Source organism: Achromobacter sp. D7-1 (assembly GCF_059760445.1).
The window spans coordinates 40559-61578 of the sequence record NZ_JCBAMT010000025.1 but is presented as its reverse complement, the minus strand read 5'-3'; the positions used below and the strand labels follow the sequence as shown (position 1 = coordinate 61578).

Here is a 21020-nt window from a genome sequence, read left to right as displayed (position 1 = left end):
TGCCCCTAACTTCATAAAGCGGAGTTCCCTGCATGGCAACGATCGGTACCAAGAGCTACGACGCTGTCGTAGCCCAGAAAGTCACTTTCCTCGGTTTGGGCGTGATGGGCCTGCCCATGGCCGGCCATCTGGCGCGCGCGGGACACGAGGTCACGGTCTACAACCGCTCGCCCGCCAAGGCGCAGGCCTGGGTCGCCGAGTTCGGCGGCAAGAGCGCGGCCACGCCGCGCGAAGCCGTGGCCGGCGCGCAGATCGTGTTCGCCTGCGTGGGCAATGACGATGACCTGCGCAGCGTGGTGCTGGGACCGGACGGCGCCTTCGCCGGCATGGCGCCGGGCGCGGTCTTCGTCGACCACACCACCGCATCCGCCGACGTGGCGCGCGAGCTCTACGCGCAAGCCAAGGACCTGGGCCTGAATTTCATCGACGCGCCGGTATCGGGCGGACAGGCGGGCGCGGTCAATGGCGTGCTGACTATCATGTGCGGCGGCGAACAGGCCGTGTTCGATGCGATCAAGCCCGTGGCACAGTCTTTCGGCCGCGCCGTCACGCTGGTTGGCCCTCCGGGAGCTGGCCAACTGGCCAAGATGGTCAACCAGATCTGCATCGCGGGCGTGGTGCAGGGGTTGTCCGAAGCCATCGCTTTCGGCCAGGCGGCCGATCTGGACATGAAACTCGTGCTGGACGTGATCAGCAAGGGCGCGGCGCAGAGCTGGCAGATGGAAAATCGCGGCGGGACCATGGTCGACGACAAGTTCGAGTTCGGTTTCGCGGTGGACTGGATGCGCAAGGATCTGGGCCTGGTGCTGGCCGAAGCCCGCCACAACGGCGCACGCCTGCCCCTGACGGCGCTGGTGGACCAGTTCTATGGCGACGTCCAGAAGATGGGCGGCAGCCGCTGGGATACGTCCAGCCTGATCAAGCGCCTGCGCGACTGAGCCCTGCCCTCGCGGCAAGAAAAAAGGCGAGCCATGAGGCTCGCCTTTGCTTTTGGGGCCCGCGCTTACGCGGCCAGGCTGTCCTGTTGCGCGGCGGGCAGCAGCGCATCGATGCGCTGCTTGGCCTGCGCAATGCCTTCCAGCGCGGCCACTTCGCCCATGGCCATGCCTTCGGCGGCGATGAAGTTGACGTCGGTCATGCCCAGGAAGGCGAGCATCTGGCGCAGATAAGGCGTCAGCGTATCCGAGGGCGTGCCTTCGGCCTTGCCGCCGCGGGCGGTCAGCACGAACACCTGCTTGCCCTTGACCAGACCTTCCGGCACGCCTTCGGCGGTATAGCGGAAGGTGATGCCGGCGCGCGCCAGATGGTCGAGATAGCTCTTGAACTGCGCGGGCATGTTGAAGTTGTAGACCGGAACGGCGAAGACGATGCGGTCGGCCTCCATCACTTCGGCGACCAGCGTGTCGCTCATCTCAACCAGGCGTTGCTGTTCCACGCTGCGGGCATCCGCCGGGGTAAACAGCGCGCCGGCGGTGTTGCCGTCGAAGTACGGGATGGGTTGCGCACCAAGGTCACGGACCTTGATGGCCGCGGCCGGGTTGGACGCCTTGACGCGGTTGATCAGGTGATCGGCCAATTGCTTGCTGTTGGAACGATCGCCGAGAATAGAGGAAAGGATAACCAGGGTCTTCATTGCAAATTTCTCCAGTGAGGGCCCGCTCGCTGCGGGCGGTCAGGATCCGTAGGCTTTGATCAGATCCCGAGTGCATGGCGTCACTGTAGACCGCTTAATTGTTCACATAAATACGGTTATGATGAACTATTCGTTCCAGGAATAGAACAATTATGCAAGATCTCAACGATCTCTATTACTTCTCCCAGGTGGTCGAGCAGGGAGGCTTCAGCGCGGCGGCCAGGGCGCTGGATATCCCGAAATCCCGCTTGTCGCGCCGGATCTCGCACCTGGAGGAAAGCCTGGGCGTGCGCCTCTTGCAACGCACGACGCGCCGCTTGCGCCTGACCTCGGCCGGCGAACGCTATCTGCACTATTGCCGTGAAATGGCCGCCTCGGCGCGCGCGGCGGACGACGCCATGCGGCAGTTGCAGGCGGAGCCCACCGGCCCTGTGATCGTGAGCTGCCCGGTGTCCATCGCGCAGGACGTGCTGTCGCCGCTGCTGCCCGAGTTCCTGGACGCCTGGCCCGCCGTGTCGGTGCAATTGCTGGTGACCAACCGCCGCGTGGACCTGATCCGCGAAGGCGTGGACCTGGCCCTGCGCGTACGCACCAAGCTGGATACGGACGCCGAACTGGTCGTGCGCCACTTCGGCACGGCGCGCGGCACGCTGGTCGCCAGCCCCAGCTACCTGCAACGCCACGGCACGCCCGATACGCCGCAGGATCTCGCCACGCATACCACGCTGAGTTTCAGCGATCCGCAAAACGAAGTGCGCTGGCCGTTGCGCAACGACAAGGGCGAAGAGGTGCATGTGGAATTGAAGCCGCAGCTATCGTGCAACGACTTCATCGTGCTGACCGAGGCCGCGGTGCGCGGTCGCGGCATCGCCCTGCTGCCTTCGATCGCCACGCACGAACAGCTGCGGCGCGGCCAGCTGGTGCAGGTCCTGCCGCAGTGGCAGTCGCCCGAAGGCATCGTGCATTGCATCTATCCGTCGCGGCGGGGCATGATGCCCGCCGTGCGCGCCCTGCTCGATTTCCTGTCGGAGCGCCTGCCCGCCATGTACCAGCGGCTGGAAAAGGCCCCGCTGCCCCCGGCTCAGTAGCCGCGCGAGCGGTCCACCACGCCGCTGATGGATTCGCCGCGCTGCAGTTGCGCAACCTTGTCCGCGATCTGCCGGATGCTTTCGTCGCGCAAGGTGCGCGCCGCGATATGCGGCGTGACGTGCACGCGCGCATCGCGCCAGAACGCATGGTCCTTGGGCAAGGGCTCGGTGTGGAAGACGTCCAGCGTGGCGCCGTCGATCTCGCCTTCTTCAAGCATCTGCACCAGATCGTCTTCGACCAGATGTTCGCCGCGGCCCACGTTGACCAGATGCGCATGCGGCAGAAGCTGCGACAGCGTGTCGCGATTGAGGATGCCGATCGTGTCCGGCGTGAGCGGCAGCACGTTCACCAGGAAGCGCGTGCGGGCCAGGAACGCCGGCAAGGCGGCTTCGCCCGCGTAGGACTCCACGCCCGAGATCTCGCGCGGCGAACGCGACCAGCCGGCCACGGGATAGCCAAACTGGGCCAGGATCTGCGCCACGCGCGCGCCCACCTGCCCCAGCCCCAGCACGCCGACCGGCCAGTCCGCCTGGCGCGAGCCTTCGCGAGTGTCCCAATGCTGGCGCGCCTGCGCGTGATCGAAGGCTTCGAAATCGCGCGAGACGCGCAGCAGCGCGTACAGCGCGTACTCGGCCATCTGCACCGACATGCCCGCGTCCTCCAGGCGGACGATGCGCACATGCGGCGGGATCTCGGGCATCTTCAGCAAGGCATCGACGCCGGCGCCCAGATTGAACAGCGTCTTCAGGCCGGTCTCGTGCGCGAAGAGCTCTGCCGGCGGACGCCAGACCAGGGCGGCTTCCGCGCCCGAGGGCGGGCCGTCAGGGTTCCACACGGAGATGCGACAGCCGGGCATGGCGGTTTCCAGTAGCGGAACCCAGGCGGCGGGATCGTGGTGGGGGCAGGCAAAGAGTATGTGCATGATGGCTCTGAGTGCAGGCTCGGGAAGCCTCAAGCATGAGGGATGCCGCCCCACAAATCAAACGGCCCGGCAGATTGCCGGGCCGTGTTCAGACTGAGGGCAGCCACGCTCAGGCCGCTTGCGGCACCTCGGGCTTGCTCTTGTCCTTGTTCTTGTTGCGGCGCAGGAATGCCCACACTTGCAGGAAGATCAGCAAGGCGCTTGCGCCAATGAACCAGGCGCTGATCGGCCGTTCCACGAATACCGCCAGATCGCCGCGGGACAGCAACAGCGCGCGGCGGAAGTTCTCTTCGACCATCGGCCCCAGCACGAACCCGAGCAGGATGGGCGCGACGGAAAACTCCAGGGTCATCAGGATCGCGCCGATCACACCGAACGCCAGCACTTCCCAAATCTGGAAGAGGCTGTTCTGCGTGCTGAACACGCCCACCGCGATGAAGAACAGCGCCGACGGGAACAGGTAGCGGTACGGCACCTGCAGCAGTTTCACCCACACGCCGATCAGCGGCACGTTCAGCACCATGAGCAGCACATTACCCACCCAGAAGCTGGCGATCAGGCCCCAGAAGATGTCCGGATGCTCGGTGATCAGCTGCGGGCCGGGCTGGATGCCCTGGATCAGCAGCGCGCCCAGGATCAGCGCCATCACCGCGTCGCCGGGAATGCCCAGGCTCATCGTGGGGATGAAGTCGACCTGCGTCTTGGAGTGCGAAGAAGCTTCGGGCGACGCCACGCCGGCGATCATGCCGGTGCCGAATTTCTCGGGCGTCTTGGAGATCTTGCGCTCCAGCGCATAGGCCACGAAAGTGGTGATCGTGGGACCGGTGCCGGGCATGGCGCCGAACAGCGTGCCCACCGCCGTGCCGCGAACCATGGGCCAGAAAGCAGTCTTGAGTTCCTGCTTGCTGGGCCGCATGTCGCGCAGGCGCAGCTTGGCGCCGCTGCCGATGATGGTCATGCGGTTGACGCTCATCAGGAAGTCGGCCACGCCGAACAGGCCCATCGAAATCGCCACCAGTTCCAGGCCGTCGGACAGGTCCAGCAGACCGAAGGAGAAGCGGATGGTGCCGGTGTTCACGTCCGTGCCCACCACGCCGCACATCAGGCCGAACAAAGTCATTGCCACGCCCTTGAGCGGCGAGCCGCGCGACATCGTGGCGCCGGCCAGCAGGCCCAGCAGCATGATCGAGAAAATCTCGGTCGGACCGAACTTGAACGCGACTTCCACCAGCAGCGGCGAGGCGAAGATCATGACGATGATCCCCACCGACGCGGCGAAGAACGAACAGATCATCGTGATGCCCAGCGCTGTTCCGCCCTTGCCCTGCTTGGTCAGCGGATAGCCGTCCAGGCAGGTGACCGCGTGCGGCGGGTGCGAAGGCAGATTCAGCAGGATCGCGCCAATGGCGCCGCCGTACTGCGAGCCATAGAAAATGCCTGCCAGCATCAGGATGGCGGGCACCGGATGCATCACGTAGGTCAGCGGCAGCAGAATGGAAATGGCCGACAGCGCACCCATGCCGGGCAGCACGCCGATGAGGTTGCCCACCAGCACGCCGAAGAACGACCACATCAGGTTGTGCCACTGGAAGGCGACCCCGAAGCCGTACCAGAGGTCCATCAAGGATTGCGAAATCATGGCGCTTCAACCCCAGCGAAACAGCGGAAGCTGCAGCTGCAGCGCCCACCAGAAGACGACGACCGCGATGGCGGTCATGGCGACCGAAAGCAGGATGGCCTGCTTGATCGTGTTCTTGCGGTCGCCCAGCGCAGAGATGAATACGATGGCGAACGTGGCGGGCAGCAAGCCGCCGTAATGGCCCAGCAGCAGGAAAGCCAGGATGCCCAGCAGGATGCAGGCGCCGCCGCGGAAATCCGGCAGTCCATGGCCGTGGCCGTCGCCGGGCGGCGGCGCCGACGATTCGCCCGAGCGCGCCGAGATGGCGATCAGCACGCCGGTCAGCGCCAGCAGACCGCCGAGCGCCGCAGGGAAAAAGCCGGGTCCCATGTGGCTCAAGGTGCCGATGTGATAGTCGGTCCCGCCGTAGATTGCCCCCAGCCCGATGAGGACCATCAGCGCTCCGCCGTAATAGTCCTTTCTATTGATTGTCTTTTGCACTTCATCCTCCTTCGTGGTGCGGCCGCGCGCCTGCCCGGGGATGTGCCGCTCGAAGCGAGCGCGACCCGGGTCCTGGCGACAGGCCCGGACGCAGATTACGGAAGGAAGCTGCTAATCCGCTTTCTGTGCGCTGTCGCGATCCTGAATTCGGGGGTTATCCCTGAACGGAAGCTGCGGATGAAAGCGGAAATGCGGAGAAGTTACTGATCGCCCTTGAGCTCGACATCGAGCGGACGCGGATACTGCGAGACGGTGGACGCGAGCGGCAACCACAGCACGGAAGCCAGTCCTACGCCCCCCTGGGCGTTGGGTTCGCCGTCGCGCAGTTCGATGTCGCCGTCATTGCGGCGGGCATAGGCGCGGGCGATCGCCAGCCCCAGGCCCGACCCAGACGAGGCGACCGGCTTGTCCGTACCGACGCGTTCGAAACGCGCGAAGGCCCGCTGGCGCAGTATCGGGTCCAGCCCTGGCCCGTTGTCGGACACGGCAACCTCGGCGCGGTTGGCGTGGCAGCAGACCGATACGGTAATGCGCGCGCCAACCGGGGCGTAATGGATGGCGTTGTGCACCAGGTTCGAAAGCGCCTCGTGCAGTTCGGCCTCGTTGCCCGAAACCGGCGCGGGGATCTCCAGCCCCTCTTCGGAGCCGGCCTGCACCCAGCCCAGGTCCTGCTGCTTTTCGTGCGCCAGCGGCAGGTATTGCAGCACCACCTCGCGCGACACGGCATTCATGTCCAGCAACTGCCGCGGCAGCTGATCGGCCTGATTGGCGTGGGCCAGGGACAGCAACTGCTCGGTCAGGCGGCGCGTGCGGCCCAGTTGGTCGACGATGCCGCGCAGGCCTTCCTGCGCGCGGGCCGGATCGCGCTCGCGCAGGGCGTACTGGGCCTGGGTCAGCATGATGGCCAGCGGCGTGCGCAGCTGATGCGAGGCATCGGCCAGGAACTGCGATTGTTCATCGAGGACGCGACGGTAGCGGGCGATATGGTGATTGACCGCATCGACCAGCGGCGCCACTTCGCTGGGCACGCGCGAGGCGTCCAGCGGCGTCAGGTCATCCGGGCGGCGCGCACGGATATCGTTGCGCAGCCGGCGTAGCGGCTTCAGCGCCCACGACACGCCCCACCACACCAGCAGCGCCACCAGCGCCAACATGCGCGTGTCGCGCAGGATTTCCTGGCGCCGCGCGTTGTTCTCGGCTTCGATGCGCTTGCCGGTGCTTTCGGCCACGACCACCAGTACCTGCCGGTGCTGCCCCTGGTAATACAGATCCCGCACCACCGCGACGACCCGCACGGGATCGTTGCGATAGACGCTGTCGTAGAAAATAGGCTGGCTGTTGGATCGCGGCCAGCTGGGCGGACGCGGCATTTCCGGCATGCCCAGCAGGGTCTTGCCCGGGGCCGTGGGTACCGCCGCGCCGTCGGGCAGGGGCGGGTCGATCTCTTCGATGCGGAAGTACTTGCGCAGGCCCGCGCGGGACTCGAGCATCACCTGCGCGTACAGCGGCGTGGCGACCTGCAGATTGCCGTCAGGCGTGAATTCCAGGCTGCTTTCCAGCACCCGGGCCGGCTCCACCAGGGCGCTGTCGTAGGCTTCGTTGGTGATCTCGGCCAGGGTGCGGTAGTCGTTCACGCTGTCTACCACCAGGAGCATGATCACGCCCGGCAGCAGCAGAATGATCAGCAGCGCGCGGATGCCCACGCGCGGCAGCTCGGATAGCCGCAGCCTCACTCAGGATTCCGCGGACTCGCTGGCGACGCTTTCCAGCATGTAGCCCAGCCCGCGCACGGTGACGATACGCACGTCGCTGCCGGTCAGCTTCTTGCGCAGCCGGTGCAGCACGACCTCGATGGCATCTGGATTGGCTTCGCTGTCATGGGTGAAGACCTTGCCGAACAACTGGGACTTGTCCACCGGATAGCCGCTGCGGGTCAGCAAGGCGGCCAGGGCGGCATGTTCGCGCGGAGTCAGGAACAGCAGCGAGCCGTCCAGGGTGAAGGCGCGGCTTTCGCTGTCGTAGGACAGCGAACCGCATTGCAGCCGCGGATGCTGGCGGCCGCGGCTGCGACGCACCAGCGCCGTGAGGCGCGCTTCCAGTTCCTCGAGCGCGAAGGGTTTGGTCAGGAAGTCGTCCGCGCCCAGGTTCAGGCCGCGCACGCGATCCTGCAGGGCGCCCTGGGCGGTGAGCAGCAGCACGGGGGTGCGGTCGTCGCGGTTGCGCATTTCGCGCAGCACCACCAGCCCATGCTTGTCGGGCAGGCGCAGGTCCATGACGATGGCGTCGTACTCGGTGCCCGCCATGAAGGCTTCGGCGGTACGGGCGTCGGCCGCGTGGTCCGGCACGAATCCGCTCTGGGCGAGTGCGCGCATCAACCAGGACGCCATGTCCCGTTCGTCTTCAACCAACAATATGCGCATGACCGTCCGTTCCTTCGGGCAGATTGTCTGCCGCCCGTTGCCCGTGCACCCGTTGGCGCAGGTAGCGGGTTTCGTGATGGCGCCGGAAGAGGATAGCCGACAACTCGTTCAGCGCCTGGGTGTAGACATCGCGCTTGAACTCGATCACGGCATCCAGGGGCACCCAATACTGGCTCCAGCGCCAGGCATCGAATTCCGGATGCTGCGTCGCGCGCAAGCACACATCGCTGTCACGTCCTACCAGGCGCAACAAGAACCAAATCTGCTTTTGTCCTTTATAGTGGCCGCGCCACTCACGCCGGACGAAGTGATCGGGCACGTTATAACGTAACCAATCGCGTGTACGCCCCAAAATACGGACATGCTCGGGCTTCAAGCCCACCTCTTCATGGAGTTCGCGATACATGGCTTGCACCGGGCTTTCGCCGTACTTGATGCCGCCTTGGGGGAACTGCCAGGCATGTTCCCTGATACGCTTGCCCCAAAAGACCTCGTTTCTACCGTTGACGAGAATGATGCCGACATTGGGGCGGTAGCCTTCGCGGTCAAGCATGGGCCACCCCCACCGAATTCAATACAATTACGGTCGATTATACGTATCTGCTGCCACCTTTAAACATGCGCGCATCCAACTACCACATCAACACCCTCAAAGAAGCCCCTTCCGAAGCCGAAGTCGCCAGCCACCAGCTGATGACCCGGGCCGGGATGATCCGCAAGCTCGCGGGCGGCATCTACACCTACATGCCCCTGGGGCTGAAAGTCATCCGCAAGGTCGAGGCCATCGTCCGCGAAGAAATGAACGCCGCGGGTGCGATCGAGCTGCTGATGCCGGTGGTCCAGCCGGCCGAGCTCTGGCAGGAGTCGGGCCGCTGGGAGCAGTACGGCGCCGAGCTGCTGCGCATCAAGGATCGGCACCAGCGCGATTTCGTGCTGCAGCCCACGTCCGAGGAAGTCATCACCGACATCGCGCGCAACGAAATCCACAGCTATCGCCAGCTGCCGGTGAACTTCTATCACATCCAGACCAAGTTCCGGGACGAGCGCCGTCCGCGCTTCGGCCTGATGCGTGGCCGCGAGTTCACCATGAAGGACGCCTACTCCTTCGACCGTGACGAAGCTGGCGCGCAGGCCAGCTACGACACCATGTACAACGCCTACATGCGCATTTTCGGCCGTCTGGGCCTGGGATTCCGCGCCGTGGCCGCTGACACGGGCTCGATCGGCGGCACCCGCAGCCACGAATTCCAGGTGATCGCCGACACCGGCGAAGACCTGCTGGTCTACAACGCCGACTCCGACTACGCCGCCAACATCGAGTTGGCCGAGGCCGTGGCCCTGTACCCCACCCGCGCCGAACCCGCCCAGGCCATGGCCGACGTGGCCACGCCGGGCGCCGCCAAGTGCGAGGACGTGGCCAAGCTGCTGGGCCTGCCGCTGGAACGCACGATCAAGTCCATCGTGCTGGCCACCGACGGCGAGAAAGGCGCCGACATCTGGCTGCTGCTGCTGCGCGGCGACCATGAACTCAATGAAATCAAGGCCGGCAAGCTGCCCGGCCTGGCCGGCTTCCGCTTCGCCACGGAAACCGAGATCGTCGAGGCCTTCGGCTGCAAGCCCGGCTACCTGGGCCCGGTCAAGACCGTCCGTCCGGTGCACGTCATCGCCGACCGCACCGTGGCCAACATGGCCGATTTCGTCTGCGGCGCGAACAAGGAAGACTTCCACATCCAGGGCGTGAACTGGGGCCGCGACCTGCCCGAGCCCGAACTGGTGGCCGACCTGCGCAACGTGGTCGCGGGCGACCCCTCGCCGGACGGCAAGGGCACCCTGTCGATCCAGCGCGGCATCGAAGTGGGCCACGTCTTCTACCTGGGCAAAAAGTACTCGGAGGCCCTCAAGGCCACCTTCCTGGACGAGACCGGCAAACCCGCCGTCCTGGAAATGGGCTGCTACGGCATCGGCGTGACCCGCATCGTGGGCGCGGCCATCGAGCAGAACCACGATGCCCGCGGCATCATCTGGCCGCGCGCGATCGCCCCCTTCGAAGTGGTAATCTGCCCGGTCGGCTGGGGCAAAAGTGAAACGGTGCGTGACACCGCGCAGAAACTTTATGAATCCCTCCTGGCGCGCGGCGTGGACGTCATCCTGGATGACCGCGATGCCCGCCCGGGCGTGATGTTTGCTGAATGGGAGCTGATCGGCGCGCCGCTGCGTGTAACAGTTGGAGAACGCGGCCTGAACGATGGTGTGGTGGAATTGCAGGCCCGTCGGGAAACCGAAGCGGCCAAGATTCCGGTAGAGTCCGCGCTTGAAGCCGTGCTGACGAAGCTCGACACGCTGTAAACCTTATAGTAACTACGGACTTTTCGCGTCCCGACCGCCCTTTGCCATCCATCGTGACCGATCCGAAGTCCGCCGAATCCGTCCTGCAAGTCCGTGTCTACTACGAAGACACGGATGCAGGCGGAGTGGTTTTCTACGCCAACTACTTGAAATTCCTGGAACGCGCACGCACCGAGTGGCTGCGCAACCTGGGGGTCAACCAGTCCAACCTGGCGGTCAGCGAGCAACGACTGTTCGTTGTCCGCTCCCTGGACATGTCCTACCGCAAGCCGGCCAGGCTGGACGATTTACTTACCATACGCAGCCGAGTCACACGACTGGGCCGCGCTTCGATACACTTCGCGCAACGCGCGGAACGCGACGGGGAACTGCTTGCCGAAGGCAACATCCAAGTCTGCTGCGTCGATGCCATTCACATGCGGCCGGCGGAGTTGCCGGCTGACGTTCGCGCCAAACTGGAATTCATTCAGGAATAACCATGCAAGTCACCAACGACATGTCGTTGCTTTCGCTGATTTCGCACGCCAGCGTGCCGGTCCAGCTGATCATGCTGATGCTGTTGGGCATTTCGATCATGTCCTGGACCTACATCTTCGCCAAGCGGCTGGCGATCAAGCGGGCCCACGCCCAGACCCGCCGTTTCGAAGACGATTTCTGGTCGGGCGGCGACCTCTCCATGCTGCAGCAGGCCGTGGCCTCGCGCCGCGATGAGCAAGGCGCCCTGGCCCGCATCTTCGACGCCGGCATGACCGAATTCCTGAAAGCCCGCCGCGGCAATGCCGCGGGTGACGCCACCGCCGTGCTGGACGGCCCGCGCCGCGCCATGCGCGCCGCCTACCAGCGCGAGATGGATTCGCTGGAGTCGCACCTGAACTTCCTGGCTTCGGCCGGCTCCGTGTCCCCTTATATCGGCCTGCTGGGCACGGTCTGGGGGATCATGCACGCCTTCATCGGCCTGTCGAACATGCAGCAGGCCACGCTGGCCTCGGTGGCCCCCGGCATCGCGGAAGCGCTGATCGCCACCGCCATCGGCCTGTTCGCGGCAATTCCCGCAGTGGTCGCCTACAACCGCTTCACGAACGACATCGATCGCATCTCGATCCGTTTCGACAGCTTCGTCGATGAATTCCTGAACATTCTGCAACGGCAGGTGCGCTAATGCCCTCGGTAAGCTCACGCGGCAGGTCCGGCCGCCGCATGAAGGCCGACATCAACGTGGTGCCGTACATCGACGTGATGCTGGTGCTGCTGGTCATCTTCATGGTGACCGCGCCCCTCATCACGCCCGGCCTGATCCAGCTGCCCTCGGTCGGCGCGGCTTCGGACGTGCCGGTCAAGCCGCTGGAAGTCCAGATTTCGGAAGATGGCAAGATCGCCCTGCGCATGCGCGAACCCGGCGCCACCATGCAGGACATCGCGCGCCCCGAACTGGTGGCGCAAGTGCGTTCGCGCATTACCGCGGAAACCCCGGTGGTCATCGCCGCCGACGGCAAGGTGCCCTATGAGACGGTCGTGAAGGTCATGGATGAACTTCGCACCAACGGCATCACCCGCCTGGGCCTGCTGGTGGACCAGTCCGCCGGCGGCTCCCAGCCCGCACCCGCGAAAAAACGCTAACGCGACGCCTTCCGCCGGCGCCGCCGGCATGCAACGCTCATGACGCCACCCATAATCCGACACCGCAGCGGCCCCCCGGCCACCCCGCCCAACCACGACAACCGGAAGGCATTGATTCTGGCCGTGGCGGTGCACGTGCTGCTGCTGATCGTCTTGATCTTTGGCGTGAACTGGCGCTCCGAGAGCCCCGGCCCCGTACAGGTCCAGCTCTGGGCTGACGGCAACTCGCCCGACTCTCCGCCGCCCACGCCGCAACCCGAACCGCCGAAGCCGCAGCCCAAACCGGAACCCAAGCCGGAGCCTGAAAAGGCGCCCGAGCCGCCTCCTCCGCCGCCGCCTCCTCCCAAGCCCGAGCCCGAAGCTCAGCCCAAGACCGAGGAAGTCGACCCCGAAATCGCGCTGCAGGAAGCCAAGAAGAAGCGCGAGCAGGAAGAAAAGGCACGCCAGGCGGCCGAAGCCGCCAAGGAAAAGGCGCGCCTCGAGGAAGAGCGCAAGCAGGCCGAACTGAAGGAAAAGAGGCGTCTGGAGCAGGAACGCCAGGCCGCCGACAAGGCTGCTGCCGAGAAGGCCGCGGCTGAAAAGGCTGCCGCCGACAAGGCGGCCGCGGAAAAGAAGGCCAAGGACGACGCCGCCAAGAAGGCGGCGGCGGAGAAGGCCGCTGCCGAAAAGGCCGCCGAGGAAAAGGCTGAAAAGGCCGCCGCCGAGAAAGCCGCCGCCGAGAAAAAGGCTGCGGCCGAGAAGAAGGCCAAGGAAGAAGCCGCCAAGAAGGCCGCTGCCGACAAGGCGCTGAAGGATGCCTTCCGCAACGACGCCCTGGGCGCCGCCGGCATCCCCGGCGGCACGGCCGACCGCAACCAGGCGGGCGGCGGACGCGACAGCGGCTATGGCGCCAAGGTCCGCGCCTGCGTGCAACCCGGGGTGGCATATCCGCCCCCGGCCCGCAGCGGATCGGAAAATCCCACGGCACAATACCGGGTACAGTTAGGTTCCGACGGGAAGGTCAATGGCGTCACTTTGACCAGTTCTTCGGGCAATGCCGGCTTCGACCGCGCGGTCGAGACAGGCATCCGCCGTTGCAACCCGTTCCCGAAGCCCTCGACGGGCCGCTACGAACCCATTATTGACGTTGTGTACAGAATGTATGATTGACAGGAGATTGATGAATATGACTCCCGCTTATAGCCGACGAGTACCCCCCCTCGCTCTCTGGCGATCGTATGGACTCGGTCTGCTGATGCTGACCCTGGCCTGCCTGATGGCCATCAAGCCCGCCCATGCGCAGCTGCGCGTCGACATTTCCGGCACCGGCGCCACCCAGTACCCCGTGGCCATCGCCGATTTCGCGGTTGACGACACCCATGGCCGCGCCTTGGCCGAAGTGATCCGCGCCGACCTGACCCGCACGGGCCAGTTCCGCCTGATCAACGCCGCAGGTTCCGGCCTGAATGTGGACTCCCCCATCGCCCACGACGACTGGCGCGGCAAGGGCGCGGATTTCATCGCTTACGGCAGCATCACGCGCGGCGGCGACGGCCGCTACGACGTCCGCTACCGCCTGGCCGACACGGTCAAGAAGAGCCAGCTGGATGGCGTGGCGTTCTCGGGCACCGAGCAGGAACTGCGCCGCGTCGCACACCAGATCGCCGACCGCATTTACGAGAAGATCACCGGCGTTAAGGGCGTCTTCTCGACGCGTATCGCGTACGTGCTGAAGAAGGGCGCCACCTACGAATTGCAGGTGGCCGACGCCGACGGCCAGAATCCCCAGGTGGCGCTGCGTTCGCGCGAGCCCATCATTTCGCCGTCCTGGTCGCCCGATGGCTCCAAGCTCGCCTATGTGAGCTTCGAATCCGGCAAACCTGTCGTCTACGTGCACAATCTGGCAACCAGCGCCCGCTCGCCTGTCGCCAACTTCAAGGGCAACAACAGCGCACCCGGCTGGTCGCCCGACGGCAGCAAGCTGGCCGTGGCCCTGACCCGCGATGGTTTGTCGCAAATTTACATCGTTGGCGCAACGGACGGCTCCAATCCGACGCGAGTTACGCGTTCTCCCGGGATTGACACCGAACCGAGCTTTACGCCAGACGGTGCTTCCATTATCTTTACGAGTGACCGCAGCGGCGGGCCGCAAATCTATCAGACCGGCTCGAGTGGCGGCGAAGCTCGCCGCCTCACGTTTAATGGTGGTTACAACATATCACCCCGAATTTCCCCCGATGGATCGACGCTACTGTACGTTGCAAGACGCGACGGCGCGTTTCGTATCGCATCGCTGAACCTGTCCTCAGGCTCCGAGACCTTGCTGACTGATGGTCGTGACGATCAGTCCCCGAGTTTTGCGCCAAATGGAATGCAAGTCCTCTACGCCGCCATCCAAAATGGACGTAGCGTGCTTGCGGGTGTGTCGAGCGATGGCCGCGTACGGCAGACGCTTTCGGTACTGAATGGGGAAATACGTGAACCGACTTGGGGCCCATTTACCCGATAACACGTGTGACTCTCTTTGCAAAGGAACTATCATGAAGTCGCGCATTGCCAAAAGCCTAACCATCGCCGCTCTGGCTGCCGCCCTGGCAGCTTGCAGCTCCGTCCCTCTCGACGATAAAGCGGGTCAGGGCGGAGGCGCTGGCCAAGGATCCTCGGCCTCTGGCCAGATCCTTGATCCCTTCAACCCCCAAAGCATCCTGGCGCAACAGCGCTCGGTGTACTTTGACTTCGACAGCTACACGGTGTCGGACCAGTACCGCAGCTTGGTCGAAACCCACGCCAAGTACCTGGCCTCGCATCAGCAGCAGACCATCAAGATCGAAGGCAACACCGACGAACGCGGCGGCGCTGAATACAACCTGGCCCTGGGCCAGCGCCGTGCCGACGCCGTGCGCCGCATGATGACCCTGCTGGGCGTCAGCGACAACCAGATCGAAACCATCAGCTTCGGTAAAGAAAAGCCGAAGTCGACTGGCACGTCGGAAGCCGACTTTGCGGAAAACCGCCGCGCCGATATCGTTTATCGCCGCTAAGCTTTTTCGTATAGTCTAGAGCCCTACCACGCGTCGGGACGGTCAACCGGCCGTCCCGACGTTTGTTTTTATACCCCGGGAATTTTCATGCGCGATAACGTTCTGTCCCTGCGTCCTCTGATTGCGGCCACCGGCTTGGTGCTGGCGGCCCTGGCGGCGCCCGCCCACGCTTTTTCCGACGATGAAGCCCGCCGGGCCATCCTGGATTTGCGCCAACAGGTGCAGCAGCAGAACGAACAAAGCCAGCGCGCCAAGCTGCAACTGGCCGACCAGATTCAGGCTCTGCAGCAGGAAGTCGCCCAACTGCGCGACCAGTTGGAGCTGGTGTCGCGCCAGCAGCCTTCGGCCAAGCCGGGCGGTGCTGCTGGCAGCGCCAATCCTCCGGGAGCCTCCGCCGGCGATCCCCAGGAGCAAGCGGCCTATGATGGCGCGATCGACCTGTTCCGCAAGGGCCAATACAAGGAAGCGTCCGAATCGCTGGCCGCCTTCACCGCCCTGTACCCTGCCAGCCAGCTTGCGCCCAGCGCCCAGTTTTACCTGGGCAGCAGCCGCTACGCGCTGAAGGACTTCAAGGGCGCCATCGAACAGTTGAACGCCATGGTGCAGAAGGCCCCGGACAACGCGCGCGCGCCGGACGCCCTGCTGGTCATCGCCGGCAGCCAGATCGAAATGAACAACCGCGCCGGCGCCAAGACCACGTTGCAACGCATCGTCCGCGACTATCCGACCACGCCGGCCGCGAGCACGGCCAAGAGCCGTCTGCAGCTGCTGCAGTAATGCCGCCAACCGCGAACGCGGTTGCCGCCTACCGGCACATTCTGCGCCGCCGGGCAGGGCTTATCGCCCTGCTGTTGGCGGCGCTTTTCATTGCGCTGCTGGCCGACTTCACGGTGGGTCCGTCAGGCCTGCCCTGGGGCGAGCTCTGGCAGACGCTCACCCGCCCCGCCGCCGCCGACCCGACCACCCGCGTGATCGTGTGGGACATCCGTCTGCCGTCCGCGCTGATGGCCGCGCTGGTCGGCATGGCGCTGGGGATGGCGGGCGCCGAAATGCAGACCATCCTGAACAATCCGCTGGCCAGCCCGTTCACCCTTGGCGTGTCTTCAGCCGCCGCTTTCGGGGCCTCGCTGGCCATCGTGCTGCAGCTCGGCGTGCCCGGCATCCCCGCCGGTTGGCTGGTGGCGGGCAATGCCTTCCTGTTCGCCTTGCTGGCGGCCTTGATGCTGGATGCGGTAACCCGCTGGGGCGGCATGAACACGTCGGGCGTGGTGCTGTTCGGCATCGCCATGCTGTTCACCTTCAATGCCCTGGTATCGCTGGTGCAGTTCATGGCCAGCGCCGAAGCGCTGCAGAACCTGGTGTTCTGGACCATGGGCAGCCTGTCGCGCTCCAGCTGGATCACCGTGGCCGTGCTGGCGGCGGCCTTCGCCCTGGCGCTGCCGCTGGCCATGCGCCAATCCTGGAAACTGACGGCGCTGCGCCTGGGCGAGGACCGCGCCGCGAGTTTCGGCGTGGACGTGCGCCGGGTGCGCGTTGCGGCGCTGGCCCGGGTCAGCCTGCTGTCGGCGCTGGCGGTGGCTTTTGTCGGCACCATCGGCTTCATCGGGCTGGTCGCGCCGCACATTGCACGACGGCTGTTCGGCGAGGACCACCGGTTCTTCCTGCCGGGTAGCGCATTGGTGGGCGCCGTGATCCTGTCGCTGGCGTCGATCGCTTCCAAGAATCTCATGCCCGGCGTGATCGTGCCGATCGGCATCGTGACCTCCCTGGTCGGCATACCCTTCTTCGCGTCTGTCGTGCTGCGCCGGCGCATGCCATGACTGCGCTCCAGACTGCCCCCTCGTCTGCCCTGGCCGTGCGCGGCCTGACGGCCGGCTACGGCCGCGCGGACGTACTGCATGAGTTGTCACTGCCCGAACTGGCAGCCGGCCAGGTGACCGCCTTGCTGGGCCCCAACGGCAGCGGCAAATCGACGCTGCTCAAGGCCCTGGCCGGCCTGATACGCGTGCGCGCTGGCGACGTGGCGCTGGATGGACGGGACCTGGTCCGCCAGAGCTTCGGCGAGCGCGCGCGTCATGTGGTCTACCTGCCCCAGGGCCTGCCCGCCGCCGTGCACCTGCGGGTATTCGAGTCCGTGCTGGTGGCGGCCAAGGCCGGCGACGGCCTGGCCACGCCGGTGGACATGCAGGCCATAGACCGCCTGCTGGAACGGCTGGGCATTGCCCATCTGGCCTTGCAGTACCTGGATTCGCTATCCGGCGGACAGAAGCAACTGGTGGGACTGGCGCAGGCGCTGATCCGGCATCCGCGCGTGCTGCTGCTGGACGAACCGCTGTCGGCGCTGGACCTGAACTATCAGTTCCACGTCATGCGGCTGCTGCGGCAGGAGACCCGGGAGCATGGCTTGATCAGCGTCATCGTGCTGCATGACCTGAACGTGGCGCTGCAGCACGCCGACCGCGCGGTCATGATCCATAAAGGCGGGCTGCATGCCGCAGGCTTGCCGGCGGACGTGATCACGCCGGCCTCGCTGGCGGCCGTGTACGGCGTCGAAGGGCGGGTGGAGACCTGCTCGCGCGGCTTGCGGCAAGTGCTGATCGACGGCCTGGACACGCACCCGCACTGATTGTGGCGGGCGCGGACTCAGCCGCGCAGGGCCACATCCACGACCGGTGCGCCAGTCATATCCGCCAGTTGCCGCGGCGTCAGGTTGAACACCGCATGCGGATGTCCCGCCGCGGCCCACAGGCTGTCGTAGTTGAACAGGTCCGCGTCCAGCAGCATCACCGGCTTGACCGCATGGCCGATGGGACATACGCCGCCGATCGCATAGCCGGTCATGTCACGCACGAATTTCGCGTCCGCCTTGGCCAGCGCGCCCACCTGCGCGGCCACCTTGGCCTCGTCCACGCGGTTGGCGCCGCTGGCGATGACCAGCACCGGAGCGTCGTCCGTGGCGCGCCGGAAGATGATGGACTTGGCGATCTGCGCAACCTCGCAGCCTAGCCCCGCCGCCGCTTCCGCCGAGGTCTTGCCGGTTTGCGGCAGGACCACCACGGGTTTGTCATGGCCCAGCTCCAGCAGCAGGCGCGCGACGCGCTGGGCGGATTCGGGCAAGGCGGCAAGCGACTCAGGGGACATCGGGGCGGCTCCGTAGTGGTGCGAAGCCGGCGCGGACAGCGCGCCGGCAGGTCGGAAACGAGTTTATCAGCGCCGCCGGCAGACGCCAGCGGGCTAGAATGCGGACCTGGCTTTCCCATACGACACCCATGCGTTCCGAACCCGTCCTGCCCCTGCAAACCGCGCTGATCGGCGGCTACGCCATGTCCTACACCGAGTACGGCAGCGGCGCGCCCATGGTGCTGGTGCATGGCTCCCTGTCCGACTGCCGCTACTGGAAGTCGCAGATGGCGCCGCTGGGCAAGTCGTTCCGCGTGCTGGCGGTGTGCCTGCGCCGCTACTGGCCCGAAACCTGGGACGGCGAGGGCGAAGGCTTTTCGATCGAGCAACATGCCAATGACGTGCTGGAGTTCATCGATACCGTGGCCGGCGGACCGGCCCATCTGGTGGGCCATTCCCGCGGCGGCCGCGTGGCGCTGGAAGCGGCGCTGCAACAGCCCGGCGCGCTACGCAGCCTGACCCTGGCCGACCCCGGCCTGCCCCTGCCGGGCGACGACGACCAGCGCGGCGGCTTTCGCCAGCGCGCGCTGGCCCTCATCCGCGACGGCGAGATCGAAACTGGCCTGGCGCTGTTCGTCGATACCGTGACCGGACCCGACACCTGGCAGCGCATGGTGCCGTGGTTCAAGGAGATGGTGCGCGATAACGTCGGCACGCTGTTCGGGCAGGCCGAGGAAAAGCCCGAAGCGCTGACGCCGGCGCAGATCGGCACGCTGAAGCTGCCGACTCTGCTGATCGGCGGCGCCCTGAGCCCGGCGCCCTACCCGGCCGTGCTGGACGCCCTGTCGCAGTGGCTGCCGCAGGCGCAGCGCGTGACCATCACGGGATCGTCGCACGGCATGAACCTGGGCAATCCCCGCGCCTTTAACGGCGCCATCGAGACGTTCATCGGCGGCTGAACCGGTGCCCGGCCGAGAGTGCGCCTGGCTGGGCGCGTCCGACAGTGCGCTTTTGGGCGTCGCGTTAGGGCTCGAGCGAGGGTGCACGCTTGGGGGTTGAGCTAGGGCTCGACCGAAGGCGTGTGCTTCAAGCGCCGCAACACAAACGTGGAGCGGCTGTGCCGCACGCCACGCAGCTTGTACAGCCGCTTGCGCAGGAATTCCTCGTAGCCTTCGGTACCCGCCACCGCCACCTTGATCAGATAGTCGTACTCGCCCGTCACGAGAAAGGCCTCGACCACTTCCGGCAGCCGCGTGATTTCTTCGCCGAAACGCGCCAGGGTGTCGTCGTCGTGATGCTCCAGCGTCACCTCGATCATGACGGTGTCCGGCAAACCCAGCGCCTTCTGGTTCAGCAGAGCCGCGTAGCCCTCGATCACGCCCGCCTCTTCCAGCGCCTTGACCCGGTTCCAGCACGGCGTGGGCGACAGCCCCACCTGTTCGGCCAGCTTCAGATTGGTGAGGCGTCCGTCCGCACGCAAGGCGCGCAGGATCTTGCGGTCGGTTTCGTCGATCTTGGGGGGTGTGGGCATGGCGGGCTTGATCTGAAGATAATATCTCTTAAAAAAACAATTCTACAAGACAGATATTTTCCACATTCCGCCAATAAGGCGTGAATCAGGAAACCTATTTTGCTTTCCTGCCCGTAGACTCTCCTGCAAGGCAGCCACCTATCCCGGCCGTCCGATTTCGGCGTCCACGCTGCGGCATAACCCGGCGCAGGCGCCGACAGATTCAACGCAGCACGCCGCGCGCCGATCCGCGCGGCAGGAAACCATGTCTCTCGCAGCAGCAGCACCCGCAAGAAACGGCCTGGGCCTCTCCGGCACCGCCATGCTTTTCGCCGCTCCGGCACTATTCGCCTCCAACATGGTGGCGGCCCGCTGGGCCCACGACGCCAACCTCCCTCCCGTCTTCCTGGCCTTCGGCCGCTGGCTGATCGCCCTGCTGATCCTGTTGCCGCTCGCCGCGCCCGCCCTGCGCGCGCACCGCAAGACGCTGTGGCGCGCTTTGCCATCGCTGGCGCCCCTGGCGGTGCTGGGCATGGGCGTGGCGGTGGCTCCGCAATACATCGGCGCGCAGAGCACCAGCGCGACCAACATCGCCCTGATCTTTTCTTGCAGCCCCATCCTGGTGGCGCTGCTGGAGGCCGTCATCTGGCGCAAGCCGCTGTCCGCCCTGCGCGGCGCGGGACTGGCGCTGGCCCTGGGCGGCGTGCTGGTGGTGCTGGCGCGCGGCGACGCGCAGACATTAGCGCGGCTGGCTTTCGGCCAGGGCGACCTCTGGGTGTTGTTGGCCGCCACCGGCTGGGCCCTCTATACCGTGCTGCAAAAGCGCCTGCGCCTGCCTGCGGTGCCCGACAGCGCGCGGCTCGCGACCTTGATGCTGGGCGGCGTGCTGGCGCTGGCGCCCTTCGCCGCCATCGAGGCCGCGGCTGGCGCCACGCCGCCCTGGGGCGATCCGCGCCTGGCGGCAGTGCTGCTGTTCCTGGCGGTGGGTCCCAGCCTGGGCGCGTACTACGTGTATGGCCGCCTGATCAGCCAGGCCGGCCCGGCCACCGCGGGACTATCGATGTTCCTGGTGCCGGTCTATGCCGCGCTGCTGGCCTGGCCGCTGCTGGGCGAAGCCCCGCAGCTGTTCCATGCCTACGGTTTTGTGATGATCCTGCTGGGCGTGAAACTGGCTTCGTCGCGCATGCGCGCGGCGGCGCCCACGGCCGCCGCCCCCGCCTGACA

General features: G+C 65.8%; 23 protein-coding genes. 14 read left to right on the top strand and 9 right to left on the bottom strand.

Annotated features, from left to right (window positions below; all coding sequences use genetic code 11):
* Positions 1–32 precede the first annotated feature (32 nt).
* Complete coding sequence (locus tag AC6LKD_RS13460) at positions 33–938, top strand: NAD(P)-dependent oxidoreductase (RefSeq protein WP_013391505.1); 906 nt, start codon at positions 33–35, stop codon at positions 936–938.
* A gap of 65 nt (positions 939–1003) precedes the next feature.
* On the opposite strand, the gene AC6LKD_RS13455 is transcribed toward AC6LKD_RS13460, so the two are convergent.
* Positions 1004–1633, bottom strand: coding sequence for an FMN-dependent NADH-azoreductase (locus AC6LKD_RS13455; RefSeq protein WP_498116514.1), 630 nt, complete (start codon positions 1631–1633; stop codon positions 1004–1006).
* Positions 1634–1785: 152 nt separating this feature from the next.
* On the opposite strand from AC6LKD_RS13455, the gene AC6LKD_RS13450 reads away from it, so the two are divergent.
* Complete coding sequence (locus AC6LKD_RS13450; RefSeq protein WP_088138358.1) at positions 1786–2721, top strand: LysR family transcriptional regulator; 936 nt, start codon at positions 1786–1788, stop codon at positions 2719–2721.
* On the opposite strand, the gene AC6LKD_RS13445 is transcribed toward AC6LKD_RS13450, so the two are convergent.
* The 6 genes from AC6LKD_RS13445 to AC6LKD_RS13420 all read right to left on the bottom strand — a co-directional run bounded on the left by AC6LKD_RS13445 (position 2715) and on the right by AC6LKD_RS13420 (position 8736).
* Positions 2715–3644, bottom strand: a complete 930-nt coding sequence (locus AC6LKD_RS13445) for a 2-hydroxyacid dehydrogenase (protein WP_498116513.1) — start codon at positions 3642–3644, stop codon at positions 2715–2717. The genes AC6LKD_RS13450 and AC6LKD_RS13445 overlap by 7 nt on opposite strands.
* A 109-nt stretch (positions 3645–3753) precedes the next feature.
* Entirely contained in the window at positions 3754–5283 is a 1530-nt protein-coding gene (locus AC6LKD_RS13440) for a tripartite tricarboxylate transporter permease (RefSeq protein WP_013391501.1), read from the bottom strand.
* 6 nt (positions 5284–5289) lie between these two features.
* On the bottom strand, positions 5290–5718 hold the full coding sequence (locus AC6LKD_RS13435) for a tripartite tricarboxylate transporter TctB family protein (RefSeq protein WP_207473562.1): 429 nt from the start codon (positions 5716–5718) through the stop codon (positions 5290–5292).
* A gap of 245 nt (positions 5719–5963) precedes the next feature.
* Positions 5964–7466, bottom strand: coding sequence for a sensor histidine kinase (locus AC6LKD_RS13430; RefSeq protein WP_085947832.1), 1503 nt, complete (start codon positions 7464–7466; stop codon positions 5964–5966).
* 30 nt (positions 7467–7496) lie between these two features.
* The gene (locus AC6LKD_RS13425) at positions 7497–8183 is read right to left on the bottom strand and encodes a response regulator (protein WP_013391498.1); all 687 of its coding nucleotides are present in this window, start codon (positions 8181–8183) and stop codon (positions 7497–7499) included.
* Entirely contained in the window at positions 8164–8736 is a 573-nt protein-coding gene (locus tag AC6LKD_RS13420; protein ID WP_013391497.1) for an RNA pyrophosphohydrolase, read from the bottom strand. Before AC6LKD_RS13420 ends, AC6LKD_RS13425 begins: the two co-directional genes overlap by 20 nt.
* A gap of 65 nt (positions 8737–8801) precedes the next feature.
* On the opposite strand from AC6LKD_RS13420, the gene AC6LKD_RS13415 reads away from it, so the two are divergent.
* From AC6LKD_RS13415 to AC6LKD_RS13370, 10 genes are all read left to right on the top strand, one after another.
* A complete protein-coding gene (locus AC6LKD_RS13415) occupies positions 8802–10529 on the top strand; it encodes a proline--tRNA ligase (RefSeq protein WP_498116512.1) in 1728 nt (575 codons plus the stop codon).
* A gap of 53 nt (positions 10530–10582) precedes the next feature.
* Complete coding sequence (gene ybgC / locus AC6LKD_RS13410; protein ID WP_013391495.1) at positions 10583–11005, top strand: tol-pal system-associated acyl-CoA thioesterase; 423 nt, start codon at positions 10583–10585, stop codon at positions 11003–11005.
* A 2-nt stretch (positions 11006–11007) separates the two neighbouring features.
* Positions 11008–11688: a protein TolQ gene (gene tolQ / locus AC6LKD_RS13405; RefSeq protein WP_013391494.1), complete on the top strand. Its 681-nt coding sequence runs from the start codon at positions 11008–11010 to the stop codon at positions 11686–11688.
* Positions 11688–12146 carry an ExbD/TolR family protein gene (locus tag AC6LKD_RS13400; RefSeq protein ID WP_041652194.1) on the top strand — a complete coding sequence of 153 codons (459 nt, stop codon included), beginning with the start codon at positions 11688–11690 and terminating at the stop codon, positions 12144–12146. Before tolQ ends, AC6LKD_RS13400 begins: the two co-directional genes overlap by 1 nt.
* 39 nt (positions 12147–12185) lie before the next feature.
* Entirely contained in the window at positions 12186–13295 is a 1110-nt protein-coding gene (gene tolA, locus AC6LKD_RS13395; RefSeq protein ID WP_498116511.1) for a cell envelope integrity protein TolA, read from the top strand.
* A 16-nt stretch (positions 13296–13311) separates the two neighbouring features.
* The gene (tolB, locus tag AC6LKD_RS13390) at positions 13312–14634 is read left to right on the top strand and encodes a Tol-Pal system beta propeller repeat protein TolB (RefSeq protein ID WP_041654868.1); all 1323 of its coding nucleotides are present in this window, start codon (positions 13312–13314) and stop codon (positions 14632–14634) included.
* A 31-nt stretch (positions 14635–14665) separates the two neighbouring features.
* The gene (gene pal, locus AC6LKD_RS13385; RefSeq protein WP_013391490.1) at positions 14666–15166 is read left to right on the top strand and encodes a peptidoglycan-associated lipoprotein Pal; all 501 of its coding nucleotides are present in this window, start codon (positions 14666–14668) and stop codon (positions 15164–15166) included.
* 87 nt (positions 15167–15253) lie between these two features.
* Entirely contained in the window at positions 15254–15943 is a 690-nt protein-coding gene (ybgF, locus tag AC6LKD_RS13380) for a tol-pal system protein YbgF (protein WP_013391489.1), read from the top strand.
* Positions 15943–16986, top strand: coding sequence for a FecCD family ABC transporter permease (locus AC6LKD_RS13375; protein WP_013391488.1), 1044 nt, complete (start codon positions 15943–15945; stop codon positions 16984–16986). The genes ybgF and AC6LKD_RS13375 overlap by 1 nt, the downstream gene beginning before the upstream one ends.
* Positions 16983–17792: an ABC transporter ATP-binding protein gene (locus tag AC6LKD_RS13370; protein ID WP_498116510.1), complete on the top strand. Its 810-nt coding sequence runs from the start codon at positions 16983–16985 to the stop codon at positions 17790–17792. The genes AC6LKD_RS13375 and AC6LKD_RS13370 overlap by 4 nt, the downstream gene beginning before the upstream one ends.
* A 17-nt stretch (positions 17793–17809) precedes the next feature.
* Here AC6LKD_RS13370 and AC6LKD_RS13365 read toward each other — a convergent pair whose 3' ends face one another.
* The gene (locus AC6LKD_RS13365) at positions 17810–18307 is read right to left on the bottom strand and encodes a YbaK/EbsC family protein (RefSeq protein WP_013391486.1); all 498 of its coding nucleotides are present in this window, start codon (positions 18305–18307) and stop codon (positions 17810–17812) included.
* A gap of 128 nt (positions 18308–18435) precedes the next feature.
* Between AC6LKD_RS13365 and AC6LKD_RS13360 the strand changes: the two genes are divergently transcribed.
* Positions 18436–19245, top strand: coding sequence for an alpha/beta fold hydrolase (locus AC6LKD_RS13360; RefSeq protein ID WP_013391485.1), 810 nt, complete (start codon positions 18436–18438; stop codon positions 19243–19245).
* A 101-nt stretch (positions 19246–19346) separates the two neighbouring features.
* Here the strand turns inward: AC6LKD_RS13360 and AC6LKD_RS13355 are convergent, their stop codons facing one another.
* Positions 19347–19817, bottom strand: a complete 471-nt coding sequence (locus tag AC6LKD_RS13355) for an Lrp/AsnC family transcriptional regulator (RefSeq protein WP_013391484.1) — start codon at positions 19815–19817, stop codon at positions 19347–19349.
* 244 nt (positions 19818–20061) lie between these two features.
* Here AC6LKD_RS13355 and AC6LKD_RS13350 point away from each other — a divergent pair, with 244 nt between their 5' ends.
* Positions 20062–21018, top strand: coding sequence for a DMT family transporter (locus AC6LKD_RS13350; RefSeq protein WP_498116509.1), 957 nt, complete (start codon positions 20062–20064; stop codon positions 21016–21018).
* Positions 21019–21020 lie beyond the last annotated feature (2 nt).

What these genes read in the sequence shown, in the direction of transcription:
- AC6LKD_RS13350 (WP_498116509.1), top strand. Translation starts at nt 20,062, where the DNA reads ATGTCTCTCGCAGCAGCAGCACCCGCAAGAAACGGCCTGGGCCTCTCC.
- AC6LKD_RS13360 (WP_013391485.1), top strand. Translation starts at nt 18,436, where the DNA reads ATGCGTTCCGAACCCGTCCTGCCCCTGCAAACCGCGCTGATCGGCGGC.
- AC6LKD_RS13370 (WP_498116510.1), top strand. Translation starts at nt 16,983, where the DNA reads ATGACTGCGCTCCAGACTGCCCCCTCGTCTGCCCTGGCCGTGCGCGGC.
- AC6LKD_RS13460 (WP_013391505.1), top strand. Translation starts at nt 33, where the DNA reads ATGGCAACGATCGGTACCAAGAGCTACGACGCTGTCGTAGCCCAGAAA.
- AC6LKD_RS13415 (WP_498116512.1), top strand. Translation starts at nt 8,802, where the DNA reads ATGCGCGCATCCAACTACCACATCAACACCCTCAAAGAAGCCCCTTCC.
- ybgF (WP_013391489.1), top strand. Translation starts at nt 15,254, where the DNA reads ATGCGCGATAACGTTCTGTCCCTGCGTCCTCTGATTGCGGCCACCGGC.
- tolB (WP_041654868.1), top strand. Translation starts at nt 13,312, where the DNA reads ATGACTCCCGCTTATAGCCGACGAGTACCCCCCCTCGCTCTCTGGCGA.
- AC6LKD_RS13455 (WP_498116514.1), bottom strand. Translation starts at nt 1,633, where the DNA reads ATGAAGACCCTGGTTATCCTTTCCTCTATTCTCGGCGATCGTTCCAAC.
- tolA (WP_498116511.1), top strand. Translation starts at nt 12,186, where the DNA reads ATGACGCCACCCATAATCCGACACCGCAGCGGCCCCCCGGCCACCCCG.
- AC6LKD_RS13425 (WP_013391498.1), bottom strand. Translation starts at nt 8,183, where the DNA reads ATGCGCATATTGTTGGTTGAAGACGAACGGGACATGGCGTCCTGGTTG.
- AC6LKD_RS13435 (WP_207473562.1), bottom strand. Translation starts at nt 5,718, where the DNA reads ATGGTCCTCATCGGGCTGGGGGCAATCTACGGCGGGACCGACTATCAC.
- AC6LKD_RS13400 (WP_041652194.1), top strand. Translation starts at nt 11,688, where the DNA reads ATGCCCTCGGTAAGCTCACGCGGCAGGTCCGGCCGCCGCATGAAGGCC.
- AC6LKD_RS13375 (WP_013391488.1), top strand. Translation starts at nt 15,943, where the DNA reads ATGCCGCCAACCGCGAACGCGGTTGCCGCCTACCGGCACATTCTGCGC.
- tolQ (WP_013391494.1), top strand. Translation starts at nt 11,008, where the DNA reads ATGCAAGTCACCAACGACATGTCGTTGCTTTCGCTGATTTCGCACGCC.
- AC6LKD_RS13450 (WP_088138358.1), top strand. Translation starts at nt 1,786, where the DNA reads ATGCAAGATCTCAACGATCTCTATTACTTCTCCCAGGTGGTCGAGCAG.
- AC6LKD_RS13355 (WP_013391484.1), bottom strand. Translation starts at nt 19,817, where the DNA reads ATGCCCACACCCCCCAAGATCGACGAAACCGACCGCAAGATCCTGCGC.
- AC6LKD_RS13420 (WP_013391497.1), bottom strand. Translation starts at nt 8,736, where the DNA reads ATGCTTGACCGCGAAGGCTACCGCCCCAATGTCGGCATCATTCTCGTC.
- AC6LKD_RS13445 (WP_498116513.1), bottom strand. Translation starts at nt 3,644, where the DNA reads ATGCACATACTCTTTGCCTGCCCCCACCACGATCCCGCCGCCTGGGTT.
- AC6LKD_RS13440 (WP_013391501.1), bottom strand. Translation starts at nt 5,283, where the DNA reads ATGATTTCGCAATCCTTGATGGACCTCTGGTACGGCTTCGGGGTCGCC.
- pal (WP_013391490.1), top strand. Translation starts at nt 14,666, where the DNA reads ATGAAGTCGCGCATTGCCAAAAGCCTAACCATCGCCGCTCTGGCTGCC.
- AC6LKD_RS13365 (WP_013391486.1), bottom strand. Translation starts at nt 18,307, where the DNA reads ATGTCCCCTGAGTCGCTTGCCGCCTTGCCCGAATCCGCCCAGCGCGTC.